This is a genomic window from Micromonospora sp. ZG13 (assembly GCF_059359355.1).
Genome location: NZ_JCADBQ010000001.1, coordinates 313,077 through 338,499, shown reverse-complemented (window position 1 = coordinate 338,499; position 25,423 = coordinate 313,077). Strand labels below are relative to the sequence as shown.

The following is a 25,423-nucleotide window of genomic DNA, read 5'->3' as shown; positions in this document are numbered from 1 at the left end:
GGACGCGGCGTCGGTGTGGTCTTCGAGGGCGGCCGGCTCAGGCGATCTTGCGCTGGGCGGGGACGGTCGACCGGTGCGGCTGGCCCAGGCGGGCCTCCAGTCGGGCCACGTCGACCCGGCTCTGGCGGCGGTCGGCCAGGTCCTCCCAGCCCACGGCGAGCAGGCGCAGCCGCTCCGACTCGCTGAACCCGCCCCACACGCCGTACGGCTCGCGGACGGCGAGGGCGTGGGCGGCGCACTCGGCCCGTACGGGGCAGGCGCGGCAGACGGCCTTGGCGCCGGACTCCCGGCGCAGGCGGGACGAGCCGCGCTCGCCGTCCGGGTGGAAGAACTGCGCGCTGTCCCGGCCCCGGCAGGCACCGAGTCGCTGCCAGTCCCAGAGGTCGACGATGGGTCCGGGCAGTCTGCGTACGTTCGACATCAGCACCCCTCCTCCCGCGCGGCACCGCGCAGATCCTGGTGAATCGGCGTCCGGGCGACGGTCCGCGCAGGCGCGCCGTTTCCGGCCTGAGCCTGGAGTACCCGGGCGGTCGCCGGCTCACACACCTGTGATCGAAAACTTCCGGCAATCGGTGGCATATGCCCCACTTGTCGGAAAAGTTCGGAGGATTGCCGGAACCCCCTCGCGACCCGACCCGGCCATGGTCTGCTCTTGGGCGGAGAGGAGACCACTGTGCGTACGGTTCTCGTGTGCGTTCGGACACCGCTCGCGGCGCAGCATCTCGCGTCCGCGGCGGCACGGCTCGGTTTGTCCGCCGTGGTGCGGACGGCCGTCTCCGATCCCGAGGTGATGTTGCGGCTGGCCGAGCGCCCGGCCGACGTGGTGCTCGCGGACACCGCCCTCACCCGGCCGGACAGCGCGGGCTTCGTCCGGCGGGTGCTCGCCCGCGCGCCGCAGGCCTCCGTGCTGCTGCTCGGCACGGAGGAGTCCGAGGCGGCCGCGGCCACGATCAGCGCGGGCGCCCGGGGCCTGATCCAGGGCGTCGACCACGACCTGACCAGCGCGGTCGCCAAGGCCCTGCTGCTGCTCTCCTCGCCCGGACGGCCGGCCCGGCGCGCGGTCACCGACCCGGCCCGGGACACCGCCGCGGTCGGCGGTCCCGCCCGGACCGCGACGGCCAAGCGCGCACCGGCCGAGCCCGGCCCCACCTGGTCGGCGACGTCCCCCGACGGCTCCAGCGGCGCGCCGACGGTGGTGCCGGCGCAGCGCGGCGACGACCCCGCCGAGGCCGCCGAGGAGCCGGCCGAGGCCGCGCCCGCTGGACGGCGGGGCGGGCCCGGTCAGCGCGGCGGCCGGTCCCAGGTCGGGCTGACCGAACGCGAGCTCCAGGTGCTCCTGGGCATGGCGGAGGGCAAGAGCAACGCCGAGATCGGGCGCGAGCTGTTCGTCTCGGAGGACACCGTGAAGACCCACGCCCGGCGGTTGTTCCGCAAGCTCGGCGCGCGGGACCGCGCCCACGCCGTGGCGGCCGGCTTCCGCGCCGGCCTGGTGGCCTGAGCCGTACGGCCCCCCGGAAGGCCCGGGCGCGCGGAACGGGGCGGGTGGCCCGAGCCGTACGGCCGGCCGGAAGTCCTCGGCGCGCGGAGCCGGGCGGCGGGCTGAGCCCACCCGATGCGGCCCCGGCCCGCCTCAGCGTTCGGGCTCGGGCTCCTCGTCGGTGCCCTCGGTCAGCGTGTCGTGCACCCCGTCGGCGTAGCCGCGGGCGTAGTCCCAGGTGACGTAGTGGTCCGGGTCGGGGTCGTAGGCCGGCTCGTGCACTCGGGGACGCCCCGAGCTGAGCAGGTGGCGCAGGTTGCCCCGCAGCAGGTCCCAGTCGAAGTAGTGCGGCTCCCGGCAGTCCTCGCACTCGATGACCAGCCCGCGCACCCCGATCGGCGCCAACAGCGCCTGGTAGATCTCCAGGTCGGCGAGATCCTCCAGCACGTCCTGTCGCTCGACGTCGGTCAGCGGGTCGAGTGGGGCGTCGTCGCCCGGATCGTGCAGGCCGGCGGCCGGATCGGCCGGGTCGCCGTTGAAGGGGTCGATGGGCTCGTCGTGCACCCCCTCACCGTAGACCCAACGCCCGGGCCGCGTCCGCCCCCGGCTACCGGTGACCTGGGCCGCCACCGGCCGGGGACGGCCCGGGCCGGTGGGTACGATGGGACGACGCGCCCGTCACCCGGCGTGTGCCGGTGCCCGCCCGCGCCACCTCACTGAAGCCCGTACGACCAGCTCAGGGGAGCAATCGTGGAATTTTCGCCCAGCACCGATCTTCCGGCCGGCGCCGACAACGGCGAGCTGGGCGGCCACCTGCCGGAGCTGCCCGCCGGCTCCGCCCGGGTGGTTCCGCTCGGGTTGACCTTCGACGACGTGCTGCTCCAGCCGGGCGAGTCGGACGTGGTGCCCAGCCGGGTCAACACCGTGACGAAGCTGACCCGCAACATCAACCTGTCGATCCCGCTGCTCTCCAGCGCGATGGACACGGTGACCGAGGCCCGGATGGCGATCGCCATGGCCCGCCAGGGCGGCATCGGCGTGCTGCACCGCAACCTCTCCCTGGAGGACCAGGCGCTCCAGGTCGACCTGGTGAAGCGCTCCGAGTCCGGCATGATCACCAACCCGGTGACCGCCAGCCCCGACGACACGCTGCGCGACGTCGACTCCCTCTGCGGGCGTTACCGCATCTCCGGCGTGCCCGTCGTGGACGGCGAGGGTCAGCTGGTCGGCGTCGTCACCAACCGCGACATGCGGTTCGTCTCCGACCCGGCCACCCCGGTCCACCAGATCATGACCCGCACCCCGCTGGTCACCGCCCCGGTCGGGGTGAGCAAGGACGACGCCCTCGACCTGCTGCGCCGCCACAAGGTCGAGAAGCTGCCGATCGTCGACGACTCGGGCCGACTGCGCGGGCTGATCACGGTCAAGGACTTCACCAAGAGCGAGCAGTACCCGAACGCCACCAAGGACGACGCCGGCCGGCTGCGGGTCGCCGCCGCCGTGGGGGTGGGCGACGACGCGTACAAGCGGGCCCGGACGCTGGTCGACGCGGGCGTCGACGTGCTGATCGTGGACACCGCCCACGGCCACCAGCGGGCGGTGCTGGAGATGGTCGCCCAGCTCAAGAAGGACGTGACGATCGACATCGTCGGCGGCAACGTCGCCACCTACGCCGGCGCGAAGGCGCTGGTCGAGGCGGGCGCCGACGGCGTGAAGGTCGGCGTCGGCCCGGGCGCGATCTGCACCACGCGGATCGTCGCCGGGGTGGGCGTGCCGCAGATCACCGCGATCATGGAGGCCGCGCGGGCCGCGCGGCCGGCCGGCGTCCCGGTGATCGGCGACGGCGGCATCCAGTACTCGGGCGACATCGCCAAGGCGCTCGTCGCGGGCGCCGACACGGTGATGCTGGGCAGCCTGCTGGCCGGCTGCGAGGAGAGCCCCGGCGAACTGATCTTCATCAACGGCAAGCAGTACAAGGCCTACCGGGGCATGGGCTCGCTCGGTGCGATGCAGTCCCGGGGCCAGGGCAAGTCCTACTCCAAGGACCGCTACTTCCAGCAGGACGTGCTGGCCGAGGACAAGCTGGTCCCCGAGGGCGTGGAGGGCCAGGTGCCCTACCGGGGCCCGCTGTCCGCGGTCGCCCACCAGCTCACCGGCGGGCTGCGCGCGGCGATGGGCTACGTCGGCGCGGAGAGCATCCCCGAGCTGCACCGCCGCGGTCAGCTCATCCGGATCACGGCGGCCGGGCTCAAGGAGAGCCACCCGCACGACATCCAGATGACGGTCGAGGCGCCCAACTACCACTCCCGCTGACCATCCCCCTGCGACAACTGGAGTCCCCCATGCGTGACGTGGTCGAGATCGGGCTGGGCAAGACCGCGCAGCGCGGCTACCACCTGGCCGACATCGCCATCGTGCCGAGCCGCCGGACCCGGGACGTCGACGACGTCTCCACCGCCTGGCAGCTCGACGCCTACCAGTTCGGCATCCCGTGCGTCGGGCACCCCTCGGACGCGACGATGAGCCCGGCCTCCGCCGTCCGGCTCGGCCAGCTGGGCGGTCTCGGCGTGCTCAACGTCGAGGGCCTGTGGACCCGCTACGAGAACCCGACCAAGGTCCTGGAGGAGCTGTCCGGGCTCGACGAGGACGCCCGCACCACCAAGCGGCTCCAGGAGGTGTACGCGGAGCCGATCCGCCCCGACCTGATCGCCGAGCGGGTCCGCGAGCTGCGCGCCGGCGGCGGCACGGTGGCGGTTCGGGTCTCCCCGCAGCACACCCTGGCGCTGGCCCCGGTGATCCTCGACGCCGGCGTGGACATCCTGGTCATCCAGGGCACCATCGTCTCCGCCGAGCACGTCTCGACCACCGACGAGCCGCTCAACCTCAAGGAGTTCATCGCCGACCTGGACCTCCCGGTCGTCGTCGGCGGCTGCACCGACTACAAGACCGCGCTGCACCTGATGCGTACGGGTGCGGCCGGCGTGATCGTCGGCATCGGCGGCGACGAGTGGTCCACCACCGAGTCGGTGCTGGGCATCCGGGTGCCGATGGCGACCGCCATCGCCGACGCGGCGGCCGCCCGCCGGGACTACCTCGACGAGACCGGTGGCCGGTACGTGCACCTGATCGCCGACGGCGACATCCAGACCTCGGGCGACATCGCCAAGGCCCTCGGCTGCGGCGCCGACGCGGTGATGCTCGGCGAGCCGCTGTCGCTCTGCGCCGAGGCACCGGCCGGTGGCGCCTGGTGGCACTCCGCCGCCAGCCACCCGTCGCTGCCCCGGGGCGCGTTCGAGACCGCCGGCGACCCGCTCGGCTCGATGGAGCAGCTGCTCTTCGGTCCGGCCGACGAGCCGGACGGCCAGCTCAACCTCTTCGGCGGCCTGCGCCGCGCGATGGCCAAGTGCGGCTACCGCGACCTCAAGGAGTTCCAGAAGGTCGGCCTGGTCCTCGACCGCTGACCTGCGCAAGCAGCACCACCCGCACCGGCCGCGCCGATAGGCTCGGCCGGTGCGTCGTACCCGCCGTCGGATCCGTCCCGCGCTCGCCGTCGCCGTCGTCGCGGCGCTGGTGTTCGCGGCCTGCACCGACGGCGGCGAGGAGCGGGGCGACTTCCGGCCGGGAGCGGCCGACCTCGCCGACCCGTACGTGCCGGGGGCCGGCAACGGCGGCTACGACGTCGCGGGATACCGCCTCGCCGTGCGCTACGACCCGGCGACCGACCGGCTCTCGGGGCGGGCCACGCTCACGGCCACCGCGACCGCGGCGCTGTCCCGGTTCAACCTGGATCTCGCCGGGCTGGACGTGTCGCGGGTGGCCGTCGACGGCCGGCCGGCCGGGTCCGCCCGCGACGGCGACGAGCTGGTGGTCACCCCGCGCGACGGGCTCTCCCGGGGCGCCCGGTTCACCGTCGAGGTGGACTACTCCGGCGTGCCGGCGGCGAAGGCCGACGGGCAGCTCGGCAGCGGCGGCTTCCTGCACACCGCCGACGGCGCGATCGCGCTCGGCCAGCCCTGGTCGGCGGCCACCTGGTTCCCGGTCAACGACCACCCGTCCGACAAGGCCACGTACGACATCGAGGTGACCGTCCCGGAGGGGCTGGCCGCGCTGAGCAACGGGGTGCCGGGGCAACGGACGAGCGCCGACGGCTGGACGACCTGGCGCTGGGCCGAGCGCGCGCCGATGGCCAGCTACCTGACGACCCTGGTGATCGGCGACTACCGGGTGCACAGCGGCACGCACGCCGGCAGGCCGATGGTCACGGCGGTGCCGGCGAGCCTGCCGGCGACCGGGCCGGAGGCGGCCTCGCTGGCCCGCACGGGCGAGATCGCCGACTTCCTGGCCACCCGGTTCGGGCCGTACCCGTTCGACTCCTACGGCGGCGTCGTGGTCACCGACCCCCGGGTCGGCTACGCGCTGGAGACGCAGTCGCGGCCGGTCTACGGGCCGGGGTTCTTCCGCGGCGGCCGGCCCAACCTGGGCGTGGTCGCGCACGAGCTGGCCCACCAGTGGTTCGGCAACAGCGTGGCGCTGAGCCGGTGGAGCGACATCTGGCTCAACGAGGGCTTCGCCAGCTACGCGGAGTGGCTGTGGGAGGAGCACGACGGCGGTCGCACCGCGCAGCGCAACTTCGAGCTGGAGTACGCCGCCACCGACTGGTCCCGTCCGTCCGTCGACCCGGGACGGTCCCGGTTGTTCGGTGCGGCCGTCTACAAGCGTGGCGCGCTGGCCGTGCACGCCCTGCGCCGTACGGTCGGCGACGACACGTTCTTCCGCATCCTGCGGACCTGGACCGCCGAGCGACGCGACGGCAACGCCACCACCGACGACCTGGTCGCGCTGGCCGAGCGGGTCGCCGGGCGGCCCCTGCGCCCGGTCTTCGACGCCTGGCTCGTCGGCGGCACCGCCCCCGCGCTGCCCTGAGCCGGGCGGGCAGGGTCCGGGCCTCCGGCGACGCTCGGTAGGCTGCCGCCGGACCCCGGCGCCGCACCGCCCGGTTCGCGCCGGCCGCCTCCGCGCCGCCGACCCGGGCGAGCGGCACCCGCCGGGCGCGGGTCCGCTAGGGCGTGGCCGGTGGGGCAGCCGGCGGCGCAGGGAGGGGCGAGGCGATGACGCTGTCGCGGCGGACGCTGTGTGCGGGCATCGGCCTGCTGCTGGCCGGGACGCTCGGGCTGACCGCGTGCGGGTCGGCCGACGAGCCGACGCCGGCACCGACCCCGGCCGCCGCCTCGCCCGGTGTGTCGCGCCAGTTCAGCCCCGGGGCGGCCGGCGCGGGCGACGAGTACTTCCCGACCTACGGCAACGGCGGGTACGACGTCAGCCGCTACACCGTCAAGGTGCGCTACGACCCGGCGGAGGACCGCCTGAGCGGTACCACCACCGTGCAGGCGGCGGCGACCAGCGACCTGTCCGCGTTCAACCTGGACCTGGCCGGGCTGACCGTGCGGTCCGTGACGGTGGACGGGGCCCCGGCGAAGCACGGCCGCAAGGGCGACGAGCTGGTCGTCACGCCGGCCCGCGGCCTGATCGCCGGCAACGGCTTCGTCGCCGAGATCGTGTACGAGGGCGAGCCGGAGCCGCTGCGCAACGAGGCCCTCGGCGTCGGTGGCTTCCTGCACACCGAGGACGGGGCCATCGCCCTCGGGCAGCCCGAGTCGGCGAGCACCTGGTTCCCGGTCAACGACCACCCCTCGGACAAGGCCACGTACGACTTCGAGATCACCGTGCCGGAGGGGCTGACGGCGGTCAGCAACGGCGTGCCGGCGGGGAAGAGCACGACCGGCGGCTGGACCACCTGGAAGTGGGCCGAGCGCAGCCCGATGGCGAGCTACCTGAGCACCGTGGTCATCGGCAGGTTCCGGATCACCGAGGGCGAGCACAAGGGACGGCCGGTGTTCCACGCGATCACCACGGACCTGCCGAAGGGCGCGGCGGACCGGTCGATCGCCGACACGGTCGAGGTGGCCGACTACCTGGAGAGCGTGTTCGGGCCGTACCCGGTCGGGGCGTACGGCGGCGTGGTGGTCGCCGACGACCGGATCCGGTACGCGCTGGAGACGCAGAGCCGCCCGGTCTACGGCGCGAGCTTCTTCTCCCGGGGCGAGAACACCGGCGTGGTGGCCCACGAGCTGGCGCACCAGTGGTTCGGCAACAGCGTGTCGCTGGCGAAGTGGCAGGACATCTGGCTCAACGAGGGCCTGGCCACGTACGCGGAGTGGCTGTGGGCCGAGCACGACGGCGGGCGTACCGCCCAGCAGGCGTTCGACGTCCGCTACGCCGGCTCGTCCGGCCAGGTCTGGCGTACGCCGCCGGGCGAGCCGGGGGCGGCGAACCTGTTCAGCGAGTCGGTCTACGAGCGCGGCGGCATGACGGTGCACGCCCTGCGGGTGACCGTCGGCGACAAGGCGTTCTTCGAGATCCTGAAGACCTGGGCGGCGCAGAAGCGTGACGCGAACGCGACCACGGCCGAGTTCGTCGCGTTGGCCGAGCGGGTCTCGGGTGAGCAGCTCGACGACCTCTTCGAGGCGTGGCTGTACGGCACCGAGCGCCCCGCCCGCCCTGAGCGCCGGTGACGGTGTCCGCCCGCCCCGAGCGCCGGTGACGGCGGTCAGCGCGTGATGCGCAGCTTCGGGTTGGCGGCCAGGTAGGCGTCCGCCCGGCCGGCGCGCAGCTCCGTGAGGAACTTCCGCCCCGTCGACGTGAGTTCCTCGCCCCGGTAGGCGCTGCCCCGCCCCACGCCCGCGCCGGGCAGGTCGACCAGCACGAACCTCTCCGGCGTGAGCCCGCCGAGGGCGTACGCCACGTCGACGACGCGCGGCCCGCCCGCGTAGACCAGGGTGTCGCCGAGCGCGTCGACCACCTGCTGGACGCGTTCCGGCTGCCGGGCCAGGTTCTCGTCGAGGATCTTCGTGGCCATCGCCTTGATCAGTTGCTGCTGGTGGCGCTGCCGGGCGTAGCCGCCGCCGGTGACGTAGCGCTGCCGCGCGTAGTCCAGCGCCTGCCAGCCGGTGAGGTGGCGCTCGCCCTTCTCGTACACCATCTGCGGACCGACGTAGCCGCCGCCGCCCGGCGCGGGCTCCCGGTGCCGACCGTCGGGGCGGCGGTGCAGCGAGACCACCCGCTGGTCGACGTAGATGTCCACCCCGCCCAGGCTGTCCACGAGCCGGTCGAAGCCGTTGAAGGTGAGCACCGCGCCGGCGTCGAAGCGCAGCCCGGTGTAGCCGCTGACCGTGCTGCGCAGCAGCTCGTACCCCTGGGCGGTGCTCGGCTGCTTGGGCTTGCCGGGCACCCGGCTGCCGTAGCTCATCGCGTGGGTGAGCTTGGTCTTCCCGCCGCGGTAGCCGGCCTTCGGGAAGGCCGGGATGTCGACCAGCAGGTCGCGGGGGAGGGAGAAGAGGTACGCGCGGTCGAGACCCTTCGGCACGTGCAGCACCAGTACGGCGTCGCCGTGCGGCTCCCAGCCCGGCACGCTGACCCGGGTGTCCACCCCGACGAGCAGGAGGTTGAGCGGGCCGGTGATGCCGGCGCCCGGCGGCACGGTCGGGCTCGGGCTGGGCGTGGGGCTCGCCTGCGGCGTCCCGGTGGCGGCCGTCGGCCCGGCGCCGCGCTGCGGCCCGTCGTCGCGGACGAGCCGGGTCACCACCAGCGTGCCCACGGCCACCAGGACCACGGCCGCGAGGACGGCCAGCCCCAGCATCCAGCGCGGGCGCGGTGCCCCTGTCCGCTCCGTCATGCGACACCCCCGTGTTGACAACGTCCGGACGGGGGCACCGAGTTGCGGGCGGGCGCCTCCGGATCGCGGACCGCGTGCATGATCCCGCGAAAACGGGCGCTGGCGCGATGGCTACTGAGCGGTAATGATGCGGTCATGCGGTACGACGTGCTCGTCATCGGGTCCGGCTTCGGCGGCAGCGTCACCGCGCTGCGGCTGGCGGAGAAGGGCTACTCCGTCGGGGTGCTGGAGGCCGGCCGGCGCTTCGCCGACGACGAGTTCCCGCAGACCTCCTGGCGGCTGCGGCGGTTCCTGTGGGCGCCGCGCCTCGGCTGTTACGGCCTCCAGCGGCTCACCCTGCTGCGCCCGGCCGACCGGAAGGCCGGCGGCGGCGTGCTGGTGCTCTCCGGCGCCGGGGTCGGCGGCGGCTCGCTGGTCTACGCCAACACGCTCTACGAGCCGCTGGACGCCTTCTACGACGACCCGCAGTGGCGGGACGTCACCGACTGGCGCGACGAGCTGGCCCGCCACTACGACCAGGCGAAGCGGATGCTCGGCGCCACCACGTACCCGCTGGTCACCCGCGCGGACCGGGCGATGCGGGCGGTGGCCGACCGGATGGGGGTGGGGCACACCTACCACGCCACCCCGGTCGGCGTGTTCATCGGCAGCCCCGGCCGGCGGGCCGCCGACCCGTACTTCGGCGGCGCGGGGCCGGAGCGCACCGGCTGCACGCACTGCGGGGGGTGCATGACCGGCTGCCGGCAGGGCGCGAAGAACACGCTGGTCAAGAACTACCTCTGGCTGGCCGAGCGGCTGGGCGCGCGGGTGCACCCGCTGACCACGGTCACCGCCGTCCGCCCGGTCGACGGCGGCGGGTACGCCGTGCACACCGTGCGTACCGGGGCGTGGCTGCGTACGCGACGGCAGGTGATCCACGCCGACCAGGTGGTCTTCGCCGCCGGCGCGCTCGGCACCCAGCGGCTGCTGCACTCCATGCGGGCGGAGGGTGCGCTGCCCGCGCTCTCGCCCCGCCTCGGGGAGCTGACCCGGACCAACTCGGAGGCGATCCTCGGCGCCTCGGTGCCCCGCCGGCGGGCCCGCGAGCAGGGGCTGGACTTCACCGAGGGGGTGGCGATCACCAGCTCGTTCCACCCCGACCCGCAGACCCACATCGAGCCGGTCCGCTACGGCCGGGGCTCCAACGCGATGGGGCTGCTCCAGTCGCTGCTGGTCGACGGCGGGCCGCACCGGGTACGCCGCTGGCTGGGGATCCTGCTGCGTCAGCCCGGCACGGCGGCCCGGCTGGCCTCGGTGCGCGGCTGGTCGGAGCGTACGGTGATCGCCCTGGTCATGCAGTCGGCGGACAACTCGCTGACCACCCGGCTGCGGCGGGGCCTGCTCGGCCGGCGCCTGGTCTCCGGGCCGGGGCACGGCGCGCCCAACCCGACCTGGATCCCGGCCGGCAACGAGGCGGCGCGCCTGCTGGCCGAGGAGATCGGCGGTACGCCCGGCGGCGCGCTGACCGAGCCGTTCGACATCCCGCTGACCGCGCACATCCTGGGCGGGGCGGTGATCGGCGCCACCCCGGCCGACGGCGTCATCGACCCGTGGCACCGGGTCTTCGGCCACCCGGGGCTGCACGTGGTCGACGGGGCGGCGGTGTCGGCGAACCTCGGGGTGAACCCGTCGCTGACCATCACCGCCCAGGCGGAGCGGGCCATGTCGTTCTGGCCCAACAAGGGCGAGGAGGACCCGCGGCCGCCGGTCGGCTCGCCGTACCGTCGCCTGCCCCCGGTTCCCCCGCGCCACCCCGCCGTCCCCCCGCACGCCCCCGGCGCCCTGCGGACGTGACCAGGGCCCGGTGCCCGGTCAACTGCGGCGCCGGGTGTCCCGGCGGGGGAGCAGCCCGCCACCCGCCCGGCACGGGGGCCCGGACCCGCGTCGGTCCGTCCAGGCGACCAGCACCGCGTGCGGGAGGGTCAGCGCGGCCAGTACGGCGAACGTCGCGGGCAGCGGGTCCGCCCGGTGGCCGGGCCAGGTGACCAGGGCGATCAGGGCGACGACGGCGAGCACCGTGGGAGCCGCCGCCTGCCGGGCGAAGCGACGCAGCGGCCGTCCGACCCGCCCGGCGGCCAGATCGGCGGTGTTGCGTGGGTCGTGCCGCAGCAACCGGGCGACGTGGCGGCAGGAGTGCCAGAGCGCGAAGTACGCACCGATGGCCAGGGCCGGCGGCACGGTGCCGAACAGTGCGACGAGGAGGAGGGGCTGGACGGCGTCGCGCGGCCGTCCGGCGCGGACCTCCCGGATCGCGGTGAGCACGACCGCGCACAGCACGGTGGCCAACGCCAGTGCCCGTACCTCGACGGCGATCAGGGCCGGGACCCGGGGGGAGACAGCGGCCAGCACCGGGTCGACCTGGTCCCGCCAGAGCGCCAACGGAACGACCACGGGCGGTCCCCCGTACGCGAGCACGGCCGTCACTCTCGGCCGCACGGGCCGGCGGTCCCGCTCGGCGTGGAACGCCACGTCGGCGCTGCCGAAGTGGACGATGGACACCACGAGGAACCCGACCAGCGCCAGGTCCGGCGCGGCCCGGAAGGCCACCAGCCCGGCGCCGGCCACGGCGGTGTAGACCACCAGCAGCGCCACGCGGGCCGGCAGCGGCCGGGCGCGCGCCGACAGCCAGGCGGGCACGAGATGGTCGACCGCGCCGTGCGGGAGCCCTAGGAGCAGTCCCGCGATCAGGAAGGCCGGCGAGCCGCCGAGCCCGGCGGCGCCGATCAGCGGCGCCAGCGCCAGCAGCCCGCCGAGCGCGAGCTGCGAGGCGGTCCCGGCACCTCGCAGCAGCCGGTCCGGCTGCTGCGCCGGCGCCGCGCTTCCACACGCGGAAGATTGTCGGCGTCGGAGCCGGGCCCGGTCCTGGGCCACCGGCACCGGAGGGGCGACCCCGCTGGCCGGATCAGACGACGGTGAGGTGACCACGGTCGGACAGGGTGCGTAGCCGGCTGAGATCGACGATGCTCCAGCCCACCTTCGACAGGATGGACAGCCCGACGAAGAGCATGCTCGTGGCGGTGGAACCGAGCAGGCCCACCCCGGACGGGCCGAGGAGCCAGAACAGCGGGTAACCGGCCCAGAGCACGCTGAGCAGAAGGGCGGCCTCCGTGTAGACGGCCGCGATCCGTTCCGGCTGGCGGTGGGCGTGGGCGCGCAGCGGCCCCCAGACCAGGGCGTAGACCGCGAGCAGGGACAGCATCCCGATCGCGTACAGGCCGTAGCGGGATGTGGCGCTCGCGGTGAGATCGGCTGCCAGGCCGCTGAGGATCACCACCACGTTCGCCCCGACGAGGGCGGTCATCAACCGCCAGCGGCGTCCGGGCAGGGCGTGCGTCCCGGTCAGCATCAGGGCCACCAGCAGCAGCGGGGCGGTGACCACCCAGTCGACGTACCGCGCCCAGTAGACCGTGTGGCCGGCCACCTCCGCCCGCCCGCCGCCGAGCGCCATGACGAGATACCAGAAGCCGGACCAGAGCGGGATCGCGATCGCCACCCGGTATTCGCTGCGCGGGACTCCCCGCGGGTCCGCGCGCCACCGGCTGAACAGCAGGACCCCGCCCGCCATGGCGGCCACGTACGTCCACAGCCACCACTCGGTCATGTGTCCGCTCCTCGGCCGGTTCTGGGGCGGCGCCGCACCCGCCGGGCGGCCGCGTGTGACGACCCGGAGGTAAGCGGGGCGCCGCTGCCGGCACGCCGGTGGAGATCTCGTTCGGGAGTCCGGTGCCGGCTGGCACAGATAACCTATACGCGTCATAAGGCCCTTAAGGGGCAATAGCGGCGGTTCGAGCCGCAGAAAGCCGTGAGGTCACCGTGAACGTCGAGAACCTGTTCGGTTACAACGTGATCCAGTACACGCTGGTGTCCCACGTGCTCACGTTGGGCTTCGCGGTGATGGCTGCCGGCCTGGTCTACTTCCTCGCGACCCGCGGCTCTGCCGCACCGCGCTACCAGCTCGCCTCGGTGCTCTCCGCCGTGGTGATGGTGTCGGCCTTCTTCGAGCTGTGGGTGCTCTCGGAACGCTGGCGCCAGGCTTTCACCTGGAACGGGACAGCGTACGTCCAGTCGGACGTGCTCTTCTCCAACGGCTACCGGTACATGAACTGGTCCATCGACGTCCCCGTCCTGCTGATCCAGTTGCTCATCGTGCTGGGGGTCACCGGTCGGGCGTTCCATCGCAACTGGGCGATGTTCGTGGTCGGCGGCCTCGGGATGATCTACACCGGCTACGCCGGGCAGTTCTACGAGGTGGACCGCTCGGCCCCGTACTGGATCTGGGGCCTGGTCAGCACGGCGTTCTTCCTGTTCCTGCTCGTCCTGGTCGCCCGGGTGATCTTCGGCAGCCTGGCCCGACTGCCGGAGTCCGCCCGGGGTCTCGCGCGCGCCGTCTGGTGGCTGGTGCTCATCTCCTGGCTGCTCTACCCGGGTGCCTACCTGATGCCGGCGATGTGGGACTCCGCCGACGGGGTGGTGGCGAGGCAGATCACCTACACCGTGGCCGACATCACCTCCAAGGTGATCTACGGCGTGCTGCTCAGCGTCATCGCGCGCAAGGTCAGCGCCGCCGAGGGGTACGCCCCGGCGGTCGAGGACGACGTCGCCCGCCCACGCGGGGGGATCACCGCGGCGGCGCGGTGACGGACCGGCGGGGGTGGCGCGGGTGGCGTCGGTAGGATCTGCTGCCATGAGCACGCCTCGCCCCGTCCTCGTGGTGGACTTCGGAGCCCAGTACGCCCAGCTCATCGCGCGTCGGGTGCGTGAGGCCAACGTCTATTCCGAGATCGTGCCGCACTCGATGCCGGTCGCCGAGATGCTGGCGAAGGACCCGGCCGCGATCATCCTGTCCGGCGGCCCGTCGAGCGTCTACGCGCCGGGCGCCCCGCAGATCGACGCCGGCATGTTCGACGCCGGGGTGCCGGTCTTCGGCATCTGCTACGGCTTCCAGGCGATGGCCCAGGCGCTCGGCGGCACGGTGGCCCGCACCGGCAACCGCGAGTACGGCGGCACCCCGCTGCGCGCCCGCCCCGAGGCCGGGGTGCTGCTACGCGAGCTGCCCGACGACCTGCCGGTCTGGATGAGCCACGGCGACTGCGTGACCGAGGCCCCGGCGGGCTTCACGGTGACCGCCGAGTCGGCGGGCGCGCCGGTCGCCGCGTTCGAGGACGTGGCCGGCCGCCGTGCCGGCGTGCAGTTCCACCCGGAGGTCGGGCACACCGCGCACGGCCAGGAGATGCTGCGCCGCTTCCTGCACGACATCGCCGGCATCGAGCCGACCTGGACGCCCGAGAACATCATCGACGAGCAGGTCGCGCGCATCCGCGAGCAGGTCGGCGACAAGGAGGTCATCTGCGGCCTGAGCGGCGGGGTCGACTCGGCCGTCGCCGCCGCGCTGGTGCACCGGGCCGTCGGCGACCAGCTCACCTGCGTCTTCGTCGACCACGGCCTGCTGCGTGCCGGCGAGGCCGAGCAGGTGGAGAAGGACTACGTCGCCGCCACCGGCATCAAGCTCAAGGTGGTCGACGCGGCCGACCGGTTCCTGGGCGCCCTGGCCGGGGTCACCGACCCGGAGCAGAAGCGCAAGATCATCGGCCGCGAGTTCATCCGGGTCTTCGAGGCCGCCGCGCGGGAGGTCGCCGCCCACGGCGACGTCGAGTTCCTCGTGCAGGGCACCCTCTACCCGGACGTCGTCGAGTCCGGCGGCGGCACCGGCACCGCCAACATCAAGAGCCACCACAACGTCGGCGGCCTGCCGGAGGACCTGAAGTTCGCGCTGGTCGAGCCGCTGCGCACACTGTTCAAGGACGAGGTCCGCGCGCTCGGCCTCCAGCTCGGCCTGCCCGAGGCGATGATCTGGCGGCACCCGTTCCCGGGCCCTGGCCTGGCGATCCGGATCATCGGCGCGGTCGACCGGGAGCGGCTCGACCTGCTCCGCAGGGCCGACCTGATCGCCCGGGAGGAGCTGACCGCCGCCGGCCTGGACCGCGGCGTCTGGCAGTTCCCCGTCGTGCTCCTGGCCGACGTGCGCAGCGTCGGGGTGCAGGGCGACGGCCGCAGCTACGGGCACCCCGTGGTGCTGCGGCCGGTCTCCAGCGAGGACGCCATGACCGCCGACTGGTCCCGGCTGCCCTACGAGGTGGTCGCCCGGATCTCCACCCGGATCACCAACGAGGTCGCCGAGGTCAACCGCGTCGTGCTGGACGTGACGAGCAAGCCGCCGGGCACGATCGAGTGGGAGTGAGCCCGCCTCACGCCGCCGGCGGGTAGGCCGGCGGTGCCGGCTGCGCGCCGTCGGCCGGCGACGCGGCCTGCGCCGGGTGCGGCCAGGCCGGCGCGTCGGCCGGCTCCTCGGGCATCAGGAACCACATGATCGGGTACGCGAGCAGCGCGAGCCCGCCGGTGAGCAGGCCGGCGACGGCGAAGACCACCCGGACCAGGGTGGGGTCGACGGCGAAGTACCGGCCGAGGCCGCTGGCCACGCCGGCGACCATCCGGTCCGTGACGGGCCGGCGGAGCTGCTTGTACGGGGGCTGGGGCGGGGCGGTGTAGGTCATGTCTCCACGGTCCGCGCCGGTCGTCGGGTCGGCCTCGGTGACCGCCCGGATCCCTACCCTGAGCCGGCCCTGAGGCGCGAGCATTCAGTCAGGAATCTGACTCTTTTCGATGGAGGCAACCTGGGCCGGGGAGAATTTGGCCCCGTGACCACCATGCTGGAGCCGCTCCGCAGAATCGCGGCATACGCAGTTTGTGCTGATTCAGTCGGCCGGGTGTTGCTGGTCCGCGCATCGGAGCGCTCCGGCACCCCGGGCACGTGGTCGCTGCCCGGCGGGGCGGTCGACCACGGTGAGGACCCCCACCACACCGTCGTCCGGGAGACCGCCGCCGAGACCGGCCTCTCCGTCACCGTCGCCGGCCTGCACGACGTGCTCGCCGACATGCGGGCGCTGCCGGAGCGGGGCATCACCATCCACACCGACCGCCTGATCTACCAGGTCTCGGTGCGGGGCGGGACGCTCGCCGACCGGGTCGACCGGCCCACCGACCTGGCCCGCTGGTTCACCCCGGCGGAGGCGCGCGAGCTGCCGCTGCGCTCGTTCACCGCCCGGGCGCTGGGCCTGCCCGCCTCGTCGGCCGACATCGTGCCGGACGAGGCGCCGGAGTTCCCCTCGTTCTACGCCGTGCCCGGCCCCGACGGGCTGCACCGGGCCCAGCGTTTCGCCGCGTACGCCGTGGTGACCGACCCGGACGGGCGGGTGCTGCTCACCCGCGTCTCCGACGGCTACCCGGGCGCGGGCTGCTGGCACCTGCCCGGCGGCGGCACCGACTACGGCGAGCAGCCCGGTGCCGCCCTGATCCGGGAGCTGGTCGAGGAGACCGGGCAGAACGGCCGCCTCGTCGAGCTGCTCGGCGTGGCCAGCCACCGCGATGCCGCCTCCCTCGGCCCGGAGGGCTACCCGATCGACTGGCACGGCGTACGCGCCTTCTACCGGGTCGTCGTCGACAAGCCCGCCCCGCCCACCGTCGCCGACGTCGGCGGTTCCACCTGCGAGGCCCGCTGGTTCGCCCGCGACGAGCTGGGCGCCCTGCCGACCGACCGGCTGACCGAGGTGACGGCGGAGGCCGTCCAGGCCGCCCATCTGGCCTGACTCTCCCACCCCCGCATCCCGTTCGCCGATCATGACCTCGACCGGGCGGCGCGCGAGCTGCGCTGCGACTAGCCTCATGATCGACGGGGCGACCCGGGATCGGCCGGGCAGGCGGGGGAGTGCGAGCGGGTGGAGCAACGGCGGCGGGTCGGCGCGTACGGGGTGTGTCGGCGTTCGGACGGGCGGGTGTTGTTGGCCCGCGGCTCGGGCTCGTGCCCGTTCCCGGGCGTCTGGCAGCTTCCCGGGGGCGGGGTCGAGCACGCCGAGCATCCGGCGCACGCGGTGGTCCGCGAGTTCGCTGAGGCGACCGGCCTCACGGTGGAGGTGGCGGGGCTGCGGGCCGCGCTCGCCGACGTGACGACCTTCCGCGACGCCGGCGTCGCGGTGCACACCGACCGCCTGGTCTTCGACGTCGGCGCGCGGAGCGGCGGACAGCGACCGGAGCAGGCCGGCGGCAGCGACGAGCTGGGCTGGTTCACGACCGACGAGGCGGCGGCGGTGCCGCTGATGCCGTTCACCGCCGAGCTGCTCGACCTGCCCGTGTCGCCCCTGCCGTCCGGTCTGCCCCGTTCGTCGGCGACCGAGCCCGCCGCCGCGCTCCCGCCCGACCGGAGGCAGCGTTTCGGGGCGTACGGCCTGGTCACGGACCCCGCCGGTCGGGTGCTGCTCACCATGATCGCCGACGGCTACCCGGGCGCGGGCCGGTGGCACCTGCCCGGCGGCGGGACCGACCACGGCGAGCAGCCGGTGTCCGCCCTGCTACGTGAGCTGGTCGAGGAGTCCGGTCAGCTCGGTCGGGTGGTCGAGCTGGTCGGCGTCGACAACCTGCACAATCCGGCCGCGCTGGGCCCGGAGGGGCGCCCGCTCGACTGGCACGGCGTCCGGGTGGTCTACCGGGTGGCGGTCGACCTGCCCACCGAGCCACGGGTGACCGAACTCGCCGGCGGCTCCACGGCCCGGGCGGCCTGGTTCACGCCCGGGCGGCTCGTCGGGCTGCCGCTGACCGAGATCGCCGTACTGGCGCTGGCCGGGGGGCCCGCCGCCGGCCGTCCGTAACCGGACATCGGCGTCCCTGACGCCCGCTCGCCGAGCCGGTGGAGACGGGGTCCGGTACATTCGATGTGGGGTTGGTGGAGGAAACGGGCGATGGAGCCCGGGATGGGAATAAGAGCGCGGTTCGAGCGGTTAGACCAGATATAAGTACCGCCGGCAGCTATCGCCAACCCCCGTTCCCCTATGCGATGGTGTACTCCGCAAAACGGCTGCCGGGCCAGAAAGGTCCGGCACGAGACAGCCGGACACCCGCCCTCGCGGCGGTAAGCCGATCCGGTGATGGAGGAAACGTGCCGAGAGCCCCATGGCGCCGGCGTCGTACCACTGACAGTCCGCGTCCCGCAGGGCGTCGTTGGGCGGGCCCGTTGCGCCGCAGCAGCACGTTCGCCCGGCAGGTGCTGCTGGTCCGGGTGGGGCGCCGCGACGGTGACCTGCACGGAGGCAGCGACCTGTCGATGCCCGAGCACCGCTACGCCGACCGGCCACGCCGCCGCAACGGGCTGACCCGCGTCGAGCGCGCCGAGGTCGCCTCGATCGTCCCGGTCAGCCCCGCCCTCGGCCCCACGACACCGGTCGACGACGATGCCGCGATGTCGATCCCGCTGCTTCCGGGCGAGCGTACGGTCGCCCGCCGGATGAAGTTCGCGGTGGTCAACGCCTGCACCCTCAGCAGCCTGATGCTCGGCATGCTGGCCATCTTCCTGGCGATGCAGGGCGAGGTGCGCGTCGCCGCGCTCTTCCTGATCGCCTGCGTCATCTTCGACGGCCTCGACGGCGCGCTCGCCCGCAAGTTCGGCGTGGCCAGCCCGTTCGGCGCGCAGATGGACTCGCTGGCCGACATGTGCTCGTTCGGCCTCGCCGCCCCGGTGGTCGTCTACGCCTCGCTGGCCGGCTCGGTCTCGACACCGGCCGCCGCGGTGGCCTGTGCCCTCGTGGCGGCGTGCGCGGCGATCCGGCTCGCCCGGTTCAACGTCTCGCCGAAGGACGGCCGGTTCTTCTGCGGCGTGCCCACCACCATGGCGGCCGCCGTGCTCGCCCTGACCGTCGCCATCGGGCTGCCCGTGCCGGGCATCGTCCTGGTCGCCGGCGTGGCGCTGCTGGCCTTCGCCATGGTCTCCAGCTTCCCCTACGCGAAGCTCGCGCGGCTGGTGAAGCTTCCGCCGTGGCTGTGGCTGGCCCCGGTGATCGGCGCGCTGATCGACATCCGGCTCACCTTCGCCCTGATCGTGGTCGGTTACCTGGTCAGCGGCCCGGTGCTCTGGCTGCGTCAGCGTCGCACCGCCTGAGGCACGTACGCGAGAAGGGGCGCCGCGATCCGCGGCGCCCCTTCTTCGTGTCGTCCGTCCGGTCCGTCAGCGCCAGCGGGCGATGACGCTCGAACCCCCGACGACCTTGTCCCCGGGGCCGACCAGCGGCTCCGCGGCGTCGGCCGGCAGGTAGACGTCGGTGCGCGAGCCGAACCGGATCAGGCCGAAGCGCTCACCCCGGGCCAGCAGCGCGCCGATCGGCGCCCGCTGCACGATCCGCCGGGCGATGAGGCCGGTGCGCTGCGCCACGACCACCGTGCCGTGCGCGGTGTCCAGCACCGTGTAAGCGGCCGCGTTGTGCTCCGCCGCCGGCTTCATGGCGTTGGCGAAGCCACCGTCGGCGACGAAGTAGTCGACCACCTTGCCGGCCACCGGGGCACGGTTGACGTGCACGTCCAGCACCGACAGGAAGACCGCGATCCGCAGCCACTCGCCCTCGCCGAAGCGCTCGTCGTGCAGCCGCTGCACCGACAGCACCCGACCGTCGGCCGAGGCGACCACCGCCGACGCGTCCTCCGGTACGTCGCGCTCCGGGTCCCGGAAGAAGGCGGCCACCGGGGCGGCGGCCAGGGCCGGGAGCAGCCAGAGCTTCGACTTCGGCCGGGTGGCCCGGGCCACCGCGGCCAGGCCCAGCGCGATGCCGGCCGCGGCCACCCCGTTGGAGTCGATGTGCATGCCGCGGGTCAGCGGGACGCTGGACGGGCGGTACGCCGGGGCCAGCCCGACCGCCGACGCGGCGTCGGCCGGCGTGTAGCGGAGCCGGTACACCCGCAGCGGTGGCGTGTTGCGCAGCACCAGGTCGACGCCGACGCCGTACAGCGCGCCCTGCCGCTCCAGCTCGGCGGCCGCGCCCGCGGTACGTCCCGGCGTGGCGGTCGTGGCAACGCTCAGCACCGCGCCGTCGGTGAGGTACTTCGTCAGGCCCTCGACGGTGGCGCGGGTCTCGTCGGCCGTGCCGGTGAGCGGCTCCGCGGCGACGACCACCGCGGCGGGCTCGGCCTCGGCGAGGGTGTCGACCACGCGGACCCGGTCGGCCACCCAACGGCCCTGGGCGGTGACGTGCTCGCGCAGGGCCGCCGCGGAAGCCGAACCGGCGGGCACCAGGGTGAGGGTGTCGCCGGGCAGCAGCGCGTCGATCGCCGCGGCCAGCACCGCGGACTCGGGCGTCGCGCCGACCAGCAGCGCGGCCTTCGGGTCGTTGATCCGGGCGAGCTCGGAGACGAGGGTACGGGCGGCTCGCTCGCCGATGCGGACCGGACCGGAGCGGCCGGAGGTGCGCACGGCGGGGGACTGCGTCATGTCGGACGGACTCCTGACGGGGTAGAGACGGGAATCGCGGCGGGACCGCCACGGCGGCGCGGTCCGGCCGGCGCGGCGCCCCGGTCGGCGCGGGCCGGCCGGCGGAGGGCGAGTTCTCCACGGCCAGCATAGGCCGCCGCCGACAGCGTCCGCACCGCTGTGGTCAGCCGCGCGGGCGTTCCTCGTCGGCGGGCGGCCGGTCGGTGCGCCGCTGCGGCGCGCCCTCGTCGGCGGCGCGGTCCTCCACCGCCTCGGGCCGGACGTCGGTGGCGGCCTCCGTCGGCCACTCGTCGGCCTCGTTCCCCGCCCGCAGCCCGCCTGTCGCCGGCCCGTCCGTCGTCTGCCCGGTGGTCGTCGGACCCTCCGCCGTCGGCCCGCCGGCCCCCGGACCCTCCGCCATCGGTCCGGCGGCCGTCGGCTCCTCCGTCGTCGCTCCGCTCGGCGGCCATCCGGCCGTCGTCGGTGCGCCGGTCGTCGGCGCGGAGACGTCCCACTCGGACCGCGTGCCCCAGTCGGTCGGTTCGCCCCAGTCGGAGCGCCGGCCGCCCCACGCCGTCGGCTCGTCGGCCGGCGCGGGCCGGTCGAGGTCCCAGCGGGTCGGGTCGACCTCGGCGGGCTGGTCCGTCCCCACCCGGCCCGACGGCTCCGGCGGGGCCGAGTCGGAGCCGGCCGGCTCCGAGGCTCCGGGGCCGTCGTCGGGGGCGGCGGCGTCGCGTCGCGGGGCCGTGTCGGCGGGCCGCCCGGAGCGCAGCGCGCCCACCAGGCCCAGCAGGCCGATCAGGATCAGGGCGCCGGCCAGGAACCACCCCACCGCCGGGAGGGCGAGCCCGAGCAGTTGCGCGAGCAGCCACCACGCGGCGAGGCCGAGGAAGATCAGCCCGAAGGCGAACGACACGATGTCGGTGCGGTGGGCCTTCACCGGGTCACCTCCAGGTTGCCGGCGTTGACGTGGATGTAGAGCCGTAGCGCGCCGCCGCCGGTGCCGTCCGGGCCGAGGTCGGTGGTCTCCCGCAGCTCGCCGGCGAGCCCGCCGGAGCGCTTGCCGAAGACGAGCGCGTCGCCGGCGTTGACGTCGGCCACGGTGGTGACGTCGACGTTGGGCGGCACGACCACCGTGCACTCGCCGAAGTTGACGGCGACGGTGATCTCGGTGTTCTTCTTGTCGAAGTCGACCGCGCGCAGGTCCAGCACGGTGTCACCGAAGCTGTTCTCGTACCGCAGGGCCAGGTCGCGGTGGTCGGTGGGCGCCCAGGTGACGTTGCCGTCGACGCCCCGGATCCGGTCGTAGGACTCGGCGACGGTGGCCACCCCGAGCGCGGCGGCGGCCACCACGCCGAGCGCGATCAGCCAGCGGGCCCGCCCGAACCAGGTGCCGACCAGCAGCCCGAACCCGATGGTGGCCAGCGTGGCGGCGAAGTACGCCGACGCCCCGACGTCGAAGACGTCCAGCAGGTCGACGACGGCGACCACGCCCAGGGCGAGGAAGATCAGCGAGAACGTCACCGCGCCGAGCGGGGAGCGCTCGCGGGGTCGCTTCGGCGGCTTCACCCGCGGCTTCGGTGGCGCCGGTGGCACGGGGGTCTGCGCGGCGTACGGGCCGTGCGGGGCGAAGGGGGGCCGGTAGCCCGGCGGCAGCGGCGGGGCGACCGGGCGAGCCGGTGCCCCCGACGTCGCGGCGGGCCAGCCCGAGGTCGGGGCGGGCCAGCCCGAGGTGGGCGGGGCCGGCGGCCAGCCGGCGGTCGGCGTACCCGTCGAGGGGCGGGCGGGCGCGGCCGGGGCGGCCGGCGGCCAGGCGGGCAGCCCGGCGGTCTGGTCGGCCGGCGGGGTGGGGACCGGGGCGCTCCAGGCGGCCTGGGTGGCGGTCGCCGGCGGGGCCGGGACCGGGCCCGCGCCGGGGGGCACGGTCACGGTCGGCGGGGCCGCGTACGCGACCGGGGCGGGATGGGTGACCGGCGGCACCGGCCCGGGCGGGGCACCGGGCGACACGGGGCCGACCGGAGCCTGCTGGGCGCCCCTGTTGTCGCGGTTGAGCAGCAGCGCGCCGCCGACCAGGATGGTGGCGCCGAGCAGCACCGCCCGGAACGCGTCCGTGACGATGTAGCCGAAGCTGATCGCGACCAGGATGCTCAGCACGATCACGGTGACCGGGGACATGCTGGACCGGCCCCGGCCCAGCATGGACTCGACGGGGGAGGCGCTGTCGCCCTCGCCCGGGATGATCAGCCACGCGGTGACGTAGACCAGGATGCCGATGCCGCCGAAGAAGCCGAGCACCGCCAGCAGCACCCGCCAGAGGACGGGGTCCGTGTTCGTGGCCCGGCCGATCGCCGCGCAGACGCCGGCCAGGTAGCGGCCGTCGCGGGGGCGCACCAGCCCGTACCGCGAGGTGAAGCCGGCGCCGCCGAACGACGGCTGCGGTCCGGGGCCGGGCCCGGGTGGTGGCGGCGCACCCGCGCCCCCGGCGGCCGGCGCGGCCACGGGCGGCGGTGTCGCAGAGCCGCCGGGCGGCGTCGCGGCGGCCGGTGGCCCACCCGGCTGTGCCGCCCCGGGACCGGCGGACTGGGCAGCTTCCTCGTTCATGCCTCGATCCTGCTGCCCCGACCCGCCGGACGGCCTCAGGAGCCGACCCTGACCCCACCCTGAGATCCCGGTGGCCCGAATGTCGGGGGCGTCCCCGTGGTCGGGCGACGGCGCGCCGTGTGACGATCGACCCGGCGCCGGCGACGGACCGTCGCCCGCCGCGTGCCCGTCGTGACCAGGGAGTCTCCGATCAGTGCCGTGACCCAGCCACCGCGCCTCTACCGCGCCCCCGAGCACCGGATGGCCGCGGGGGTGGCCGCCGGCATCGCCGACCACCTCGGCATCTCGGTGCTGCGGGTACGCGTCGCCTTCATGGTGCTGCTCGGGCTGAGCGGCCTCGGCCTGCTGCTCTACGCGGCCTTCTGGGCGGTCGTGCCGCTGCGCCCGGGCGACACCGCCGTACCGCCCCGCAGGGACGTCGCCCAGCTGCTGCCGTTCGTGGTGATCGGCCTCGGCGTGCTGCTGGTGCAGGTGATGGTCTTCGACTCGATCGGCGCGGCGGGCACCGCCGGCTGGCTGGTTGCGATCATCGCGGTCGGCGCCGGCGTGATCTGGCACCAGTCGGCCCCGGAGCGGCGGCGGCAGTGGGGCGACTCCATGCCGGTGCCCTGGCTTGGCGCGGTCGTGGAGGAGAGCGACCGGCGGGCCTTCGTGCTCCGGTTCATCGGCGGCGGGGTGCTGGTCGCGGTCGGCATCATCGGCGTCGCCGCGGTCTACTCCCCGGCGCAGAACTTCGACGCCGTGCTCAACGGCGTGATCTTCGCCCTGGTGGGGCTCGCCGGGGTCGGCGTGGTGGCCGCGCCGGTGCTGTGGCGGACGTACAACCAGCTCCGCTCGGAGCGCGAGGGGCGCATCCGCGAGCAGGAGCGGGCCGAACTGGCCGCCATGGTGCACGACCAGGTGCTGCACACCCTGGCCCTGATCCAGCGCAACGCGAGCGACGTGAAGACCGTCCAGCGGCTCGCAAGGGGGCAGGAACGCTCGCTGCGCAACTGGCTCTACAAGCCCACCGGCTCGCCCACGGAGCGGTTCGCCGCCGCCCTGGAGCAGGCCGCGGCCGAGGTCGAGGACACGTTCGCGATCACCGTGGAGGCGGTGGTGGTCGGCGACCGGGAGACCGACGAACGGGTCGGCGCGCTCGTGGCGGCGGCGCGCGAGGCGCTGGTGAACGCCGCCCGGCACGCGGGGGTGCAGACCGTCTCGCTCTATGCCGAGGTCGAGCCCGAACAGGTCAGCGTCTTCGTCCGGGACCGGGGGAAGGGCTTCGACCCGGATACGGTGGAGGATCACCGCCACGGGGTCCGGGGTTCGATCATCGGGCGGATGAAGCGGCACGGCGGCCGGGCGGAGATCCGCTCCGGGCCGGGGGAAGGGACCGAGGTCCGGTTGATCCTGCCGATCAGCCGGGACTCGGCAACGGCGGAAAGGGACAAGGGATGACCGAGCAGTCGATGGAACCGGTCGAGGGGGCTGCTGCCCGTACCGAGCGGCTGCGGGTCTTCCTCGTCGACGACCACGCCATGTTCCGCGCGGGGGTCCGCGCCGAGCTGGGCGCGCACGTCGAGGTGGTGGGGGAGGCGAGCACCGTCGGCGAGGCGGTCACCCGGATCGCCGTCACGCTGCCCGACGTGGTGCTGCTCGACGTGCACATGCCCGACGGCGGCGGCCGCGCGGTGCTGGAGGCGATGCGGCGTACCCACCCGCAGGTCAAGTTCCTGGCGCTGAGCGTCTCGGACGCGGCGGAGGACGTGATCGGGCTGATCCGGGCCGGCGCGCGGGGCTACGTCACCAAGACGATCTCCCCGGAGGAGTTGGCCGCCGCGGTCCGGCGGGTGGCCGACGGCGACGCGGTGTTCAGCCCCCGGCTGGCGGGGTTCGTGCTCGACGCGTTCGCGGCCCGTCCGGACGCCCCGGTGGCCGACCCCGAGCTGGACCAGCTCACCAACCGCGAGCGCGAGGTGCTGCGGCTGCTCGCCCGGGGGTACGCCTACAAGGAGATCGCCAAGGAGCTCTACATCTCCATCAAGACCGTGGAGACGCACGTGTCGAACGTGCTGCGCAAGCTCCAGATGTCCAACAGGTACGAGTTGTCCCGCTGGGCGGCCGACCGTCGGCTCGTGTGATCCATTTCTTTTCCCCGTCATTTGGGACGGAAGTGACGAATGTGGCCCACAGGGGCTGACAAACGATCAACTGACGTCACATAATGCCCCGTCGCGTTCTCGCGTGCGGGTGGTGCGCATCCCGCGGGAACGGCGGCTTCACGCAACCCGCCGTGCGCGGGTCACCCCTG

Annotated in this window: 21 protein-coding genes and 1 pseudogene; 13 read left to right on the top strand and 9 right to left on the bottom strand. The window is 74.4% G+C overall.

Annotated elements, in window-relative coordinates:
- Positions 1 to 37 precede the first annotated feature (37 nt).
- A complete protein-coding gene (locus AC5L34_RS01550) occupies positions 38 to 421 on the bottom strand; it encodes a WhiB family transcriptional regulator (protein ID WP_089003203.1) in 384 nt (127 codons plus the stop codon).
- A gap of 252 nt (positions 422 to 673) precedes the next feature.
- Between AC5L34_RS01550 and AC5L34_RS01545 the strand changes: the two genes are divergently transcribed.
- The gene (locus tag AC5L34_RS01545) at positions 674 to 1,498 is read left to right on the top strand and encodes a helix-turn-helix transcriptional regulator (RefSeq protein ID WP_441175558.1); all 825 of its coding nucleotides are present in this window, start codon (positions 674 to 676) and stop codon (positions 1,496 to 1,498) included.
- A 132-nt stretch (positions 1,499 to 1,630) separates the two neighbouring features.
- Here the strand turns inward: AC5L34_RS01545 and AC5L34_RS01540 are convergent, their stop codons facing one another.
- On the bottom strand, positions 1,631 to 2,041 hold the full coding sequence (locus AC5L34_RS01540) for a DUF5319 domain-containing protein (protein ID WP_363894221.1): 411 nt from the start codon (positions 2,039 to 2,041) through the stop codon (positions 1,631 to 1,633).
- A 186-nt stretch (positions 2,042 to 2,227) separates the two neighbouring features.
- On the opposite strand from AC5L34_RS01540, the gene guaB reads away from it, so the two are divergent.
- The 4 genes from guaB (at position 2,228) to AC5L34_RS01520 (ending at position 8,049) form a co-directional block, all read left to right on the top strand.
- Complete coding sequence (gene guaB / locus AC5L34_RS01535; protein ID WP_441175559.1) at positions 2,228 to 3,790, top strand: IMP dehydrogenase; 1,563 nt, start codon at positions 2,228 to 2,230, stop codon at positions 3,788 to 3,790.
- Positions 3,791 to 3,819: 29 nt separating this feature from the next.
- Positions 3,820 to 4,938 (top strand): GuaB3 family IMP dehydrogenase-related protein, encoded by a 1,119-nt coding sequence (locus AC5L34_RS01530; RefSeq protein ID WP_441175560.1) that lies wholly within the window; start codon positions 3,820 to 3,822, stop codon positions 4,936 to 4,938.
- A gap of 49 nt (positions 4,939 to 4,987) precedes the next feature.
- Positions 4,988 to 6,400 carry a M1 family metallopeptidase gene (locus AC5L34_RS01525; RefSeq protein WP_441175561.1) on the top strand — a complete coding sequence of 471 codons (1,413 nt, stop codon included), beginning with the start codon at positions 4,988 to 4,990 and terminating at the stop codon, positions 6,398 to 6,400.
- Positions 6,401 to 6,585: 185 nt separating this feature from the next.
- Positions 6,586 to 8,049, top strand: a complete 1,464-nt coding sequence (locus AC5L34_RS01520) for a M1 family metallopeptidase (RefSeq protein WP_441175562.1) — start codon at positions 6,586 to 6,588, stop codon at positions 8,047 to 8,049.
- A gap of 35 nt (positions 8,050 to 8,084) precedes the next feature.
- Here the strand turns inward: AC5L34_RS01520 and AC5L34_RS01515 are convergent, their stop codons facing one another.
- Positions 8,085 to 9,209: an LCP family protein gene (locus AC5L34_RS01515; RefSeq protein ID WP_441175563.1), complete on the bottom strand. Its 1,125-nt coding sequence runs from the start codon at positions 9,207 to 9,209 to the stop codon at positions 8,085 to 8,087.
- Positions 9,210 to 9,344: 135 nt separating this feature from the next.
- Between AC5L34_RS01515 and AC5L34_RS01510 the strand changes: the two genes are divergently transcribed.
- Positions 9,345 to 11,042 carry an FAD-dependent oxidoreductase gene (locus tag AC5L34_RS01510; RefSeq protein WP_441175564.1) on the top strand — a complete coding sequence of 566 codons (1,698 nt, stop codon included), beginning with the start codon at positions 9,345 to 9,347 and terminating at the stop codon, positions 11,040 to 11,042.
- A gap of 18 nt (positions 11,043 to 11,060) precedes the next feature.
- Here the strand turns inward: AC5L34_RS01510 and AC5L34_RS01505 are convergent, their stop codons facing one another.
- Entirely contained in the window at positions 11,061 to 12,173 is a 1,113-nt protein-coding gene (locus AC5L34_RS01505; RefSeq protein WP_441175565.1) for a Brp/Blh family beta-carotene 15,15'-dioxygenase, read from the bottom strand.
- A complete protein-coding gene (locus AC5L34_RS01500) occupies positions 12,151 to 12,849 on the bottom strand; it encodes a bacteriorhodopsin (RefSeq protein WP_441175566.1) in 699 nt (232 codons plus the stop codon). The genes AC5L34_RS01505 and AC5L34_RS01500 overlap by 23 nt, the downstream gene beginning before the upstream one ends.
- A 212-nt stretch (positions 12,850 to 13,061) precedes the next feature.
- Between AC5L34_RS01500 and AC5L34_RS01495 the strand changes: the two genes are divergently transcribed.
- Together AC5L34_RS01495 and guaA are read left to right on the top strand one after the other, a co-directional pair.
- Positions 13,062 to 13,886 carry a bacteriorhodopsin gene (locus AC5L34_RS01495; RefSeq protein ID WP_441175567.1) on the top strand — a complete coding sequence of 275 codons (825 nt, stop codon included), beginning with the start codon at positions 13,062 to 13,064 and terminating at the stop codon, positions 13,884 to 13,886.
- Between the two features lie 46 nt (positions 13,887 to 13,932).
- Positions 13,933 to 15,486, top strand: a complete 1,554-nt coding sequence (guaA, locus tag AC5L34_RS01490) for a glutamine-hydrolyzing GMP synthase (RefSeq protein ID WP_441175568.1) — start codon at positions 13,933 to 13,935, stop codon at positions 15,484 to 15,486.
- A 7-nt stretch (positions 15,487 to 15,493) separates the two neighbouring features.
- On the opposite strand, the gene AC5L34_RS01485 is transcribed toward guaA, so the two are convergent.
- The gene (locus AC5L34_RS01485; RefSeq protein ID WP_441175569.1) at positions 15,494 to 15,799 is read right to left on the bottom strand and encodes a PspC domain-containing protein; all 306 of its coding nucleotides are present in this window, start codon (positions 15,797 to 15,799) and stop codon (positions 15,494 to 15,496) included.
- Positions 15,800 to 15,943: 144 nt separating this feature from the next.
- Between AC5L34_RS01485 and AC5L34_RS01480 the strand changes: the two genes are divergently transcribed.
- The 3 genes from AC5L34_RS01480 to AC5L34_RS01470 all read left to right on the top strand — a co-directional run bounded on the left by AC5L34_RS01480 (position 15,944) and on the right by AC5L34_RS01470 (position 19,230).
- Complete coding sequence (locus tag AC5L34_RS01480; RefSeq protein WP_441175570.1) at positions 15,944 to 16,891, top strand: NUDIX domain-containing protein; 948 nt, start codon at positions 15,944 to 15,946, stop codon at positions 16,889 to 16,891.
- Between the two features lie 129 nt (positions 16,892 to 17,020).
- Positions 17,021 to 17,947 (top strand): NUDIX hydrolase, encoded by a 927-nt coding sequence (locus AC5L34_RS01475; protein WP_441175571.1) that lies wholly within the window; start codon positions 17,021 to 17,023, stop codon positions 17,945 to 17,947.
- A 362-nt stretch (positions 17,948 to 18,309) separates the two neighbouring features.
- Positions 18,310 to 19,230 carry a CDP-alcohol phosphatidyltransferase family protein gene (locus AC5L34_RS01470; RefSeq protein WP_441175572.1) on the top strand — a complete coding sequence of 307 codons (921 nt, stop codon included), beginning with the start codon at positions 18,310 to 18,312 and terminating at the stop codon, positions 19,228 to 19,230.
- Positions 19,231 to 19,296: 66 nt separating this feature from the next.
- Here AC5L34_RS01470 and AC5L34_RS01465 read toward each other — a convergent pair whose 3' ends face one another.
- The 3 genes and pseudogenes from AC5L34_RS01465 to AC5L34_RS01455 all read right to left on the bottom strand — a co-directional run bounded on the left by AC5L34_RS01465 (position 19,297) and on the right by AC5L34_RS01455 (position 23,130).
- Positions 19,297 to 20,550, bottom strand: a complete 1,254-nt coding sequence (locus AC5L34_RS01465; protein WP_441175573.1) for a phosphatidylserine decarboxylase — start codon at positions 20,548 to 20,550, stop codon at positions 19,297 to 19,299.
- Between the two features lie 673 nt (positions 20,551 to 21,223).
- Positions 21,224 to 21,469, bottom strand: a pseudogene (locus tag AC5L34_RS01460) (hypothetical protein); the annotation flags it as partial.
- On the bottom strand, positions 21,466 to 23,130 hold the full coding sequence (locus AC5L34_RS01455) for a PspC domain-containing protein (RefSeq protein ID WP_441175574.1): 1,665 nt from the start codon (positions 23,128 to 23,130) through the stop codon (positions 21,466 to 21,468). The gene AC5L34_RS01455 and the pseudogene AC5L34_RS01460, both read right to left, overlap by 4 nt.
- Positions 23,131 to 23,301: 171 nt before the next feature.
- Here AC5L34_RS01455 and AC5L34_RS01450 point away from each other — a divergent pair, with 171 nt between their 5' ends.
- Both AC5L34_RS01450 and AC5L34_RS01445 read left to right on the top strand, forming a co-directional pair.
- Positions 23,302 to 24,570 carry an ATP-binding protein gene (locus AC5L34_RS01450; RefSeq protein WP_089003206.1) on the top strand — a complete coding sequence of 423 codons (1,269 nt, stop codon included), beginning with the start codon at positions 23,302 to 23,304 and terminating at the stop codon, positions 24,568 to 24,570.
- The gene (locus AC5L34_RS01445) at positions 24,567 to 25,253 is read left to right on the top strand and encodes a response regulator (protein WP_088998445.1); all 687 of its coding nucleotides are present in this window, start codon (positions 24,567 to 24,569) and stop codon (positions 25,251 to 25,253) included. Before AC5L34_RS01450 ends, AC5L34_RS01445 begins: the two co-directional genes overlap by 4 nt.
- Positions 25,254 to 25,423: the final 170 nt, after the last annotated feature.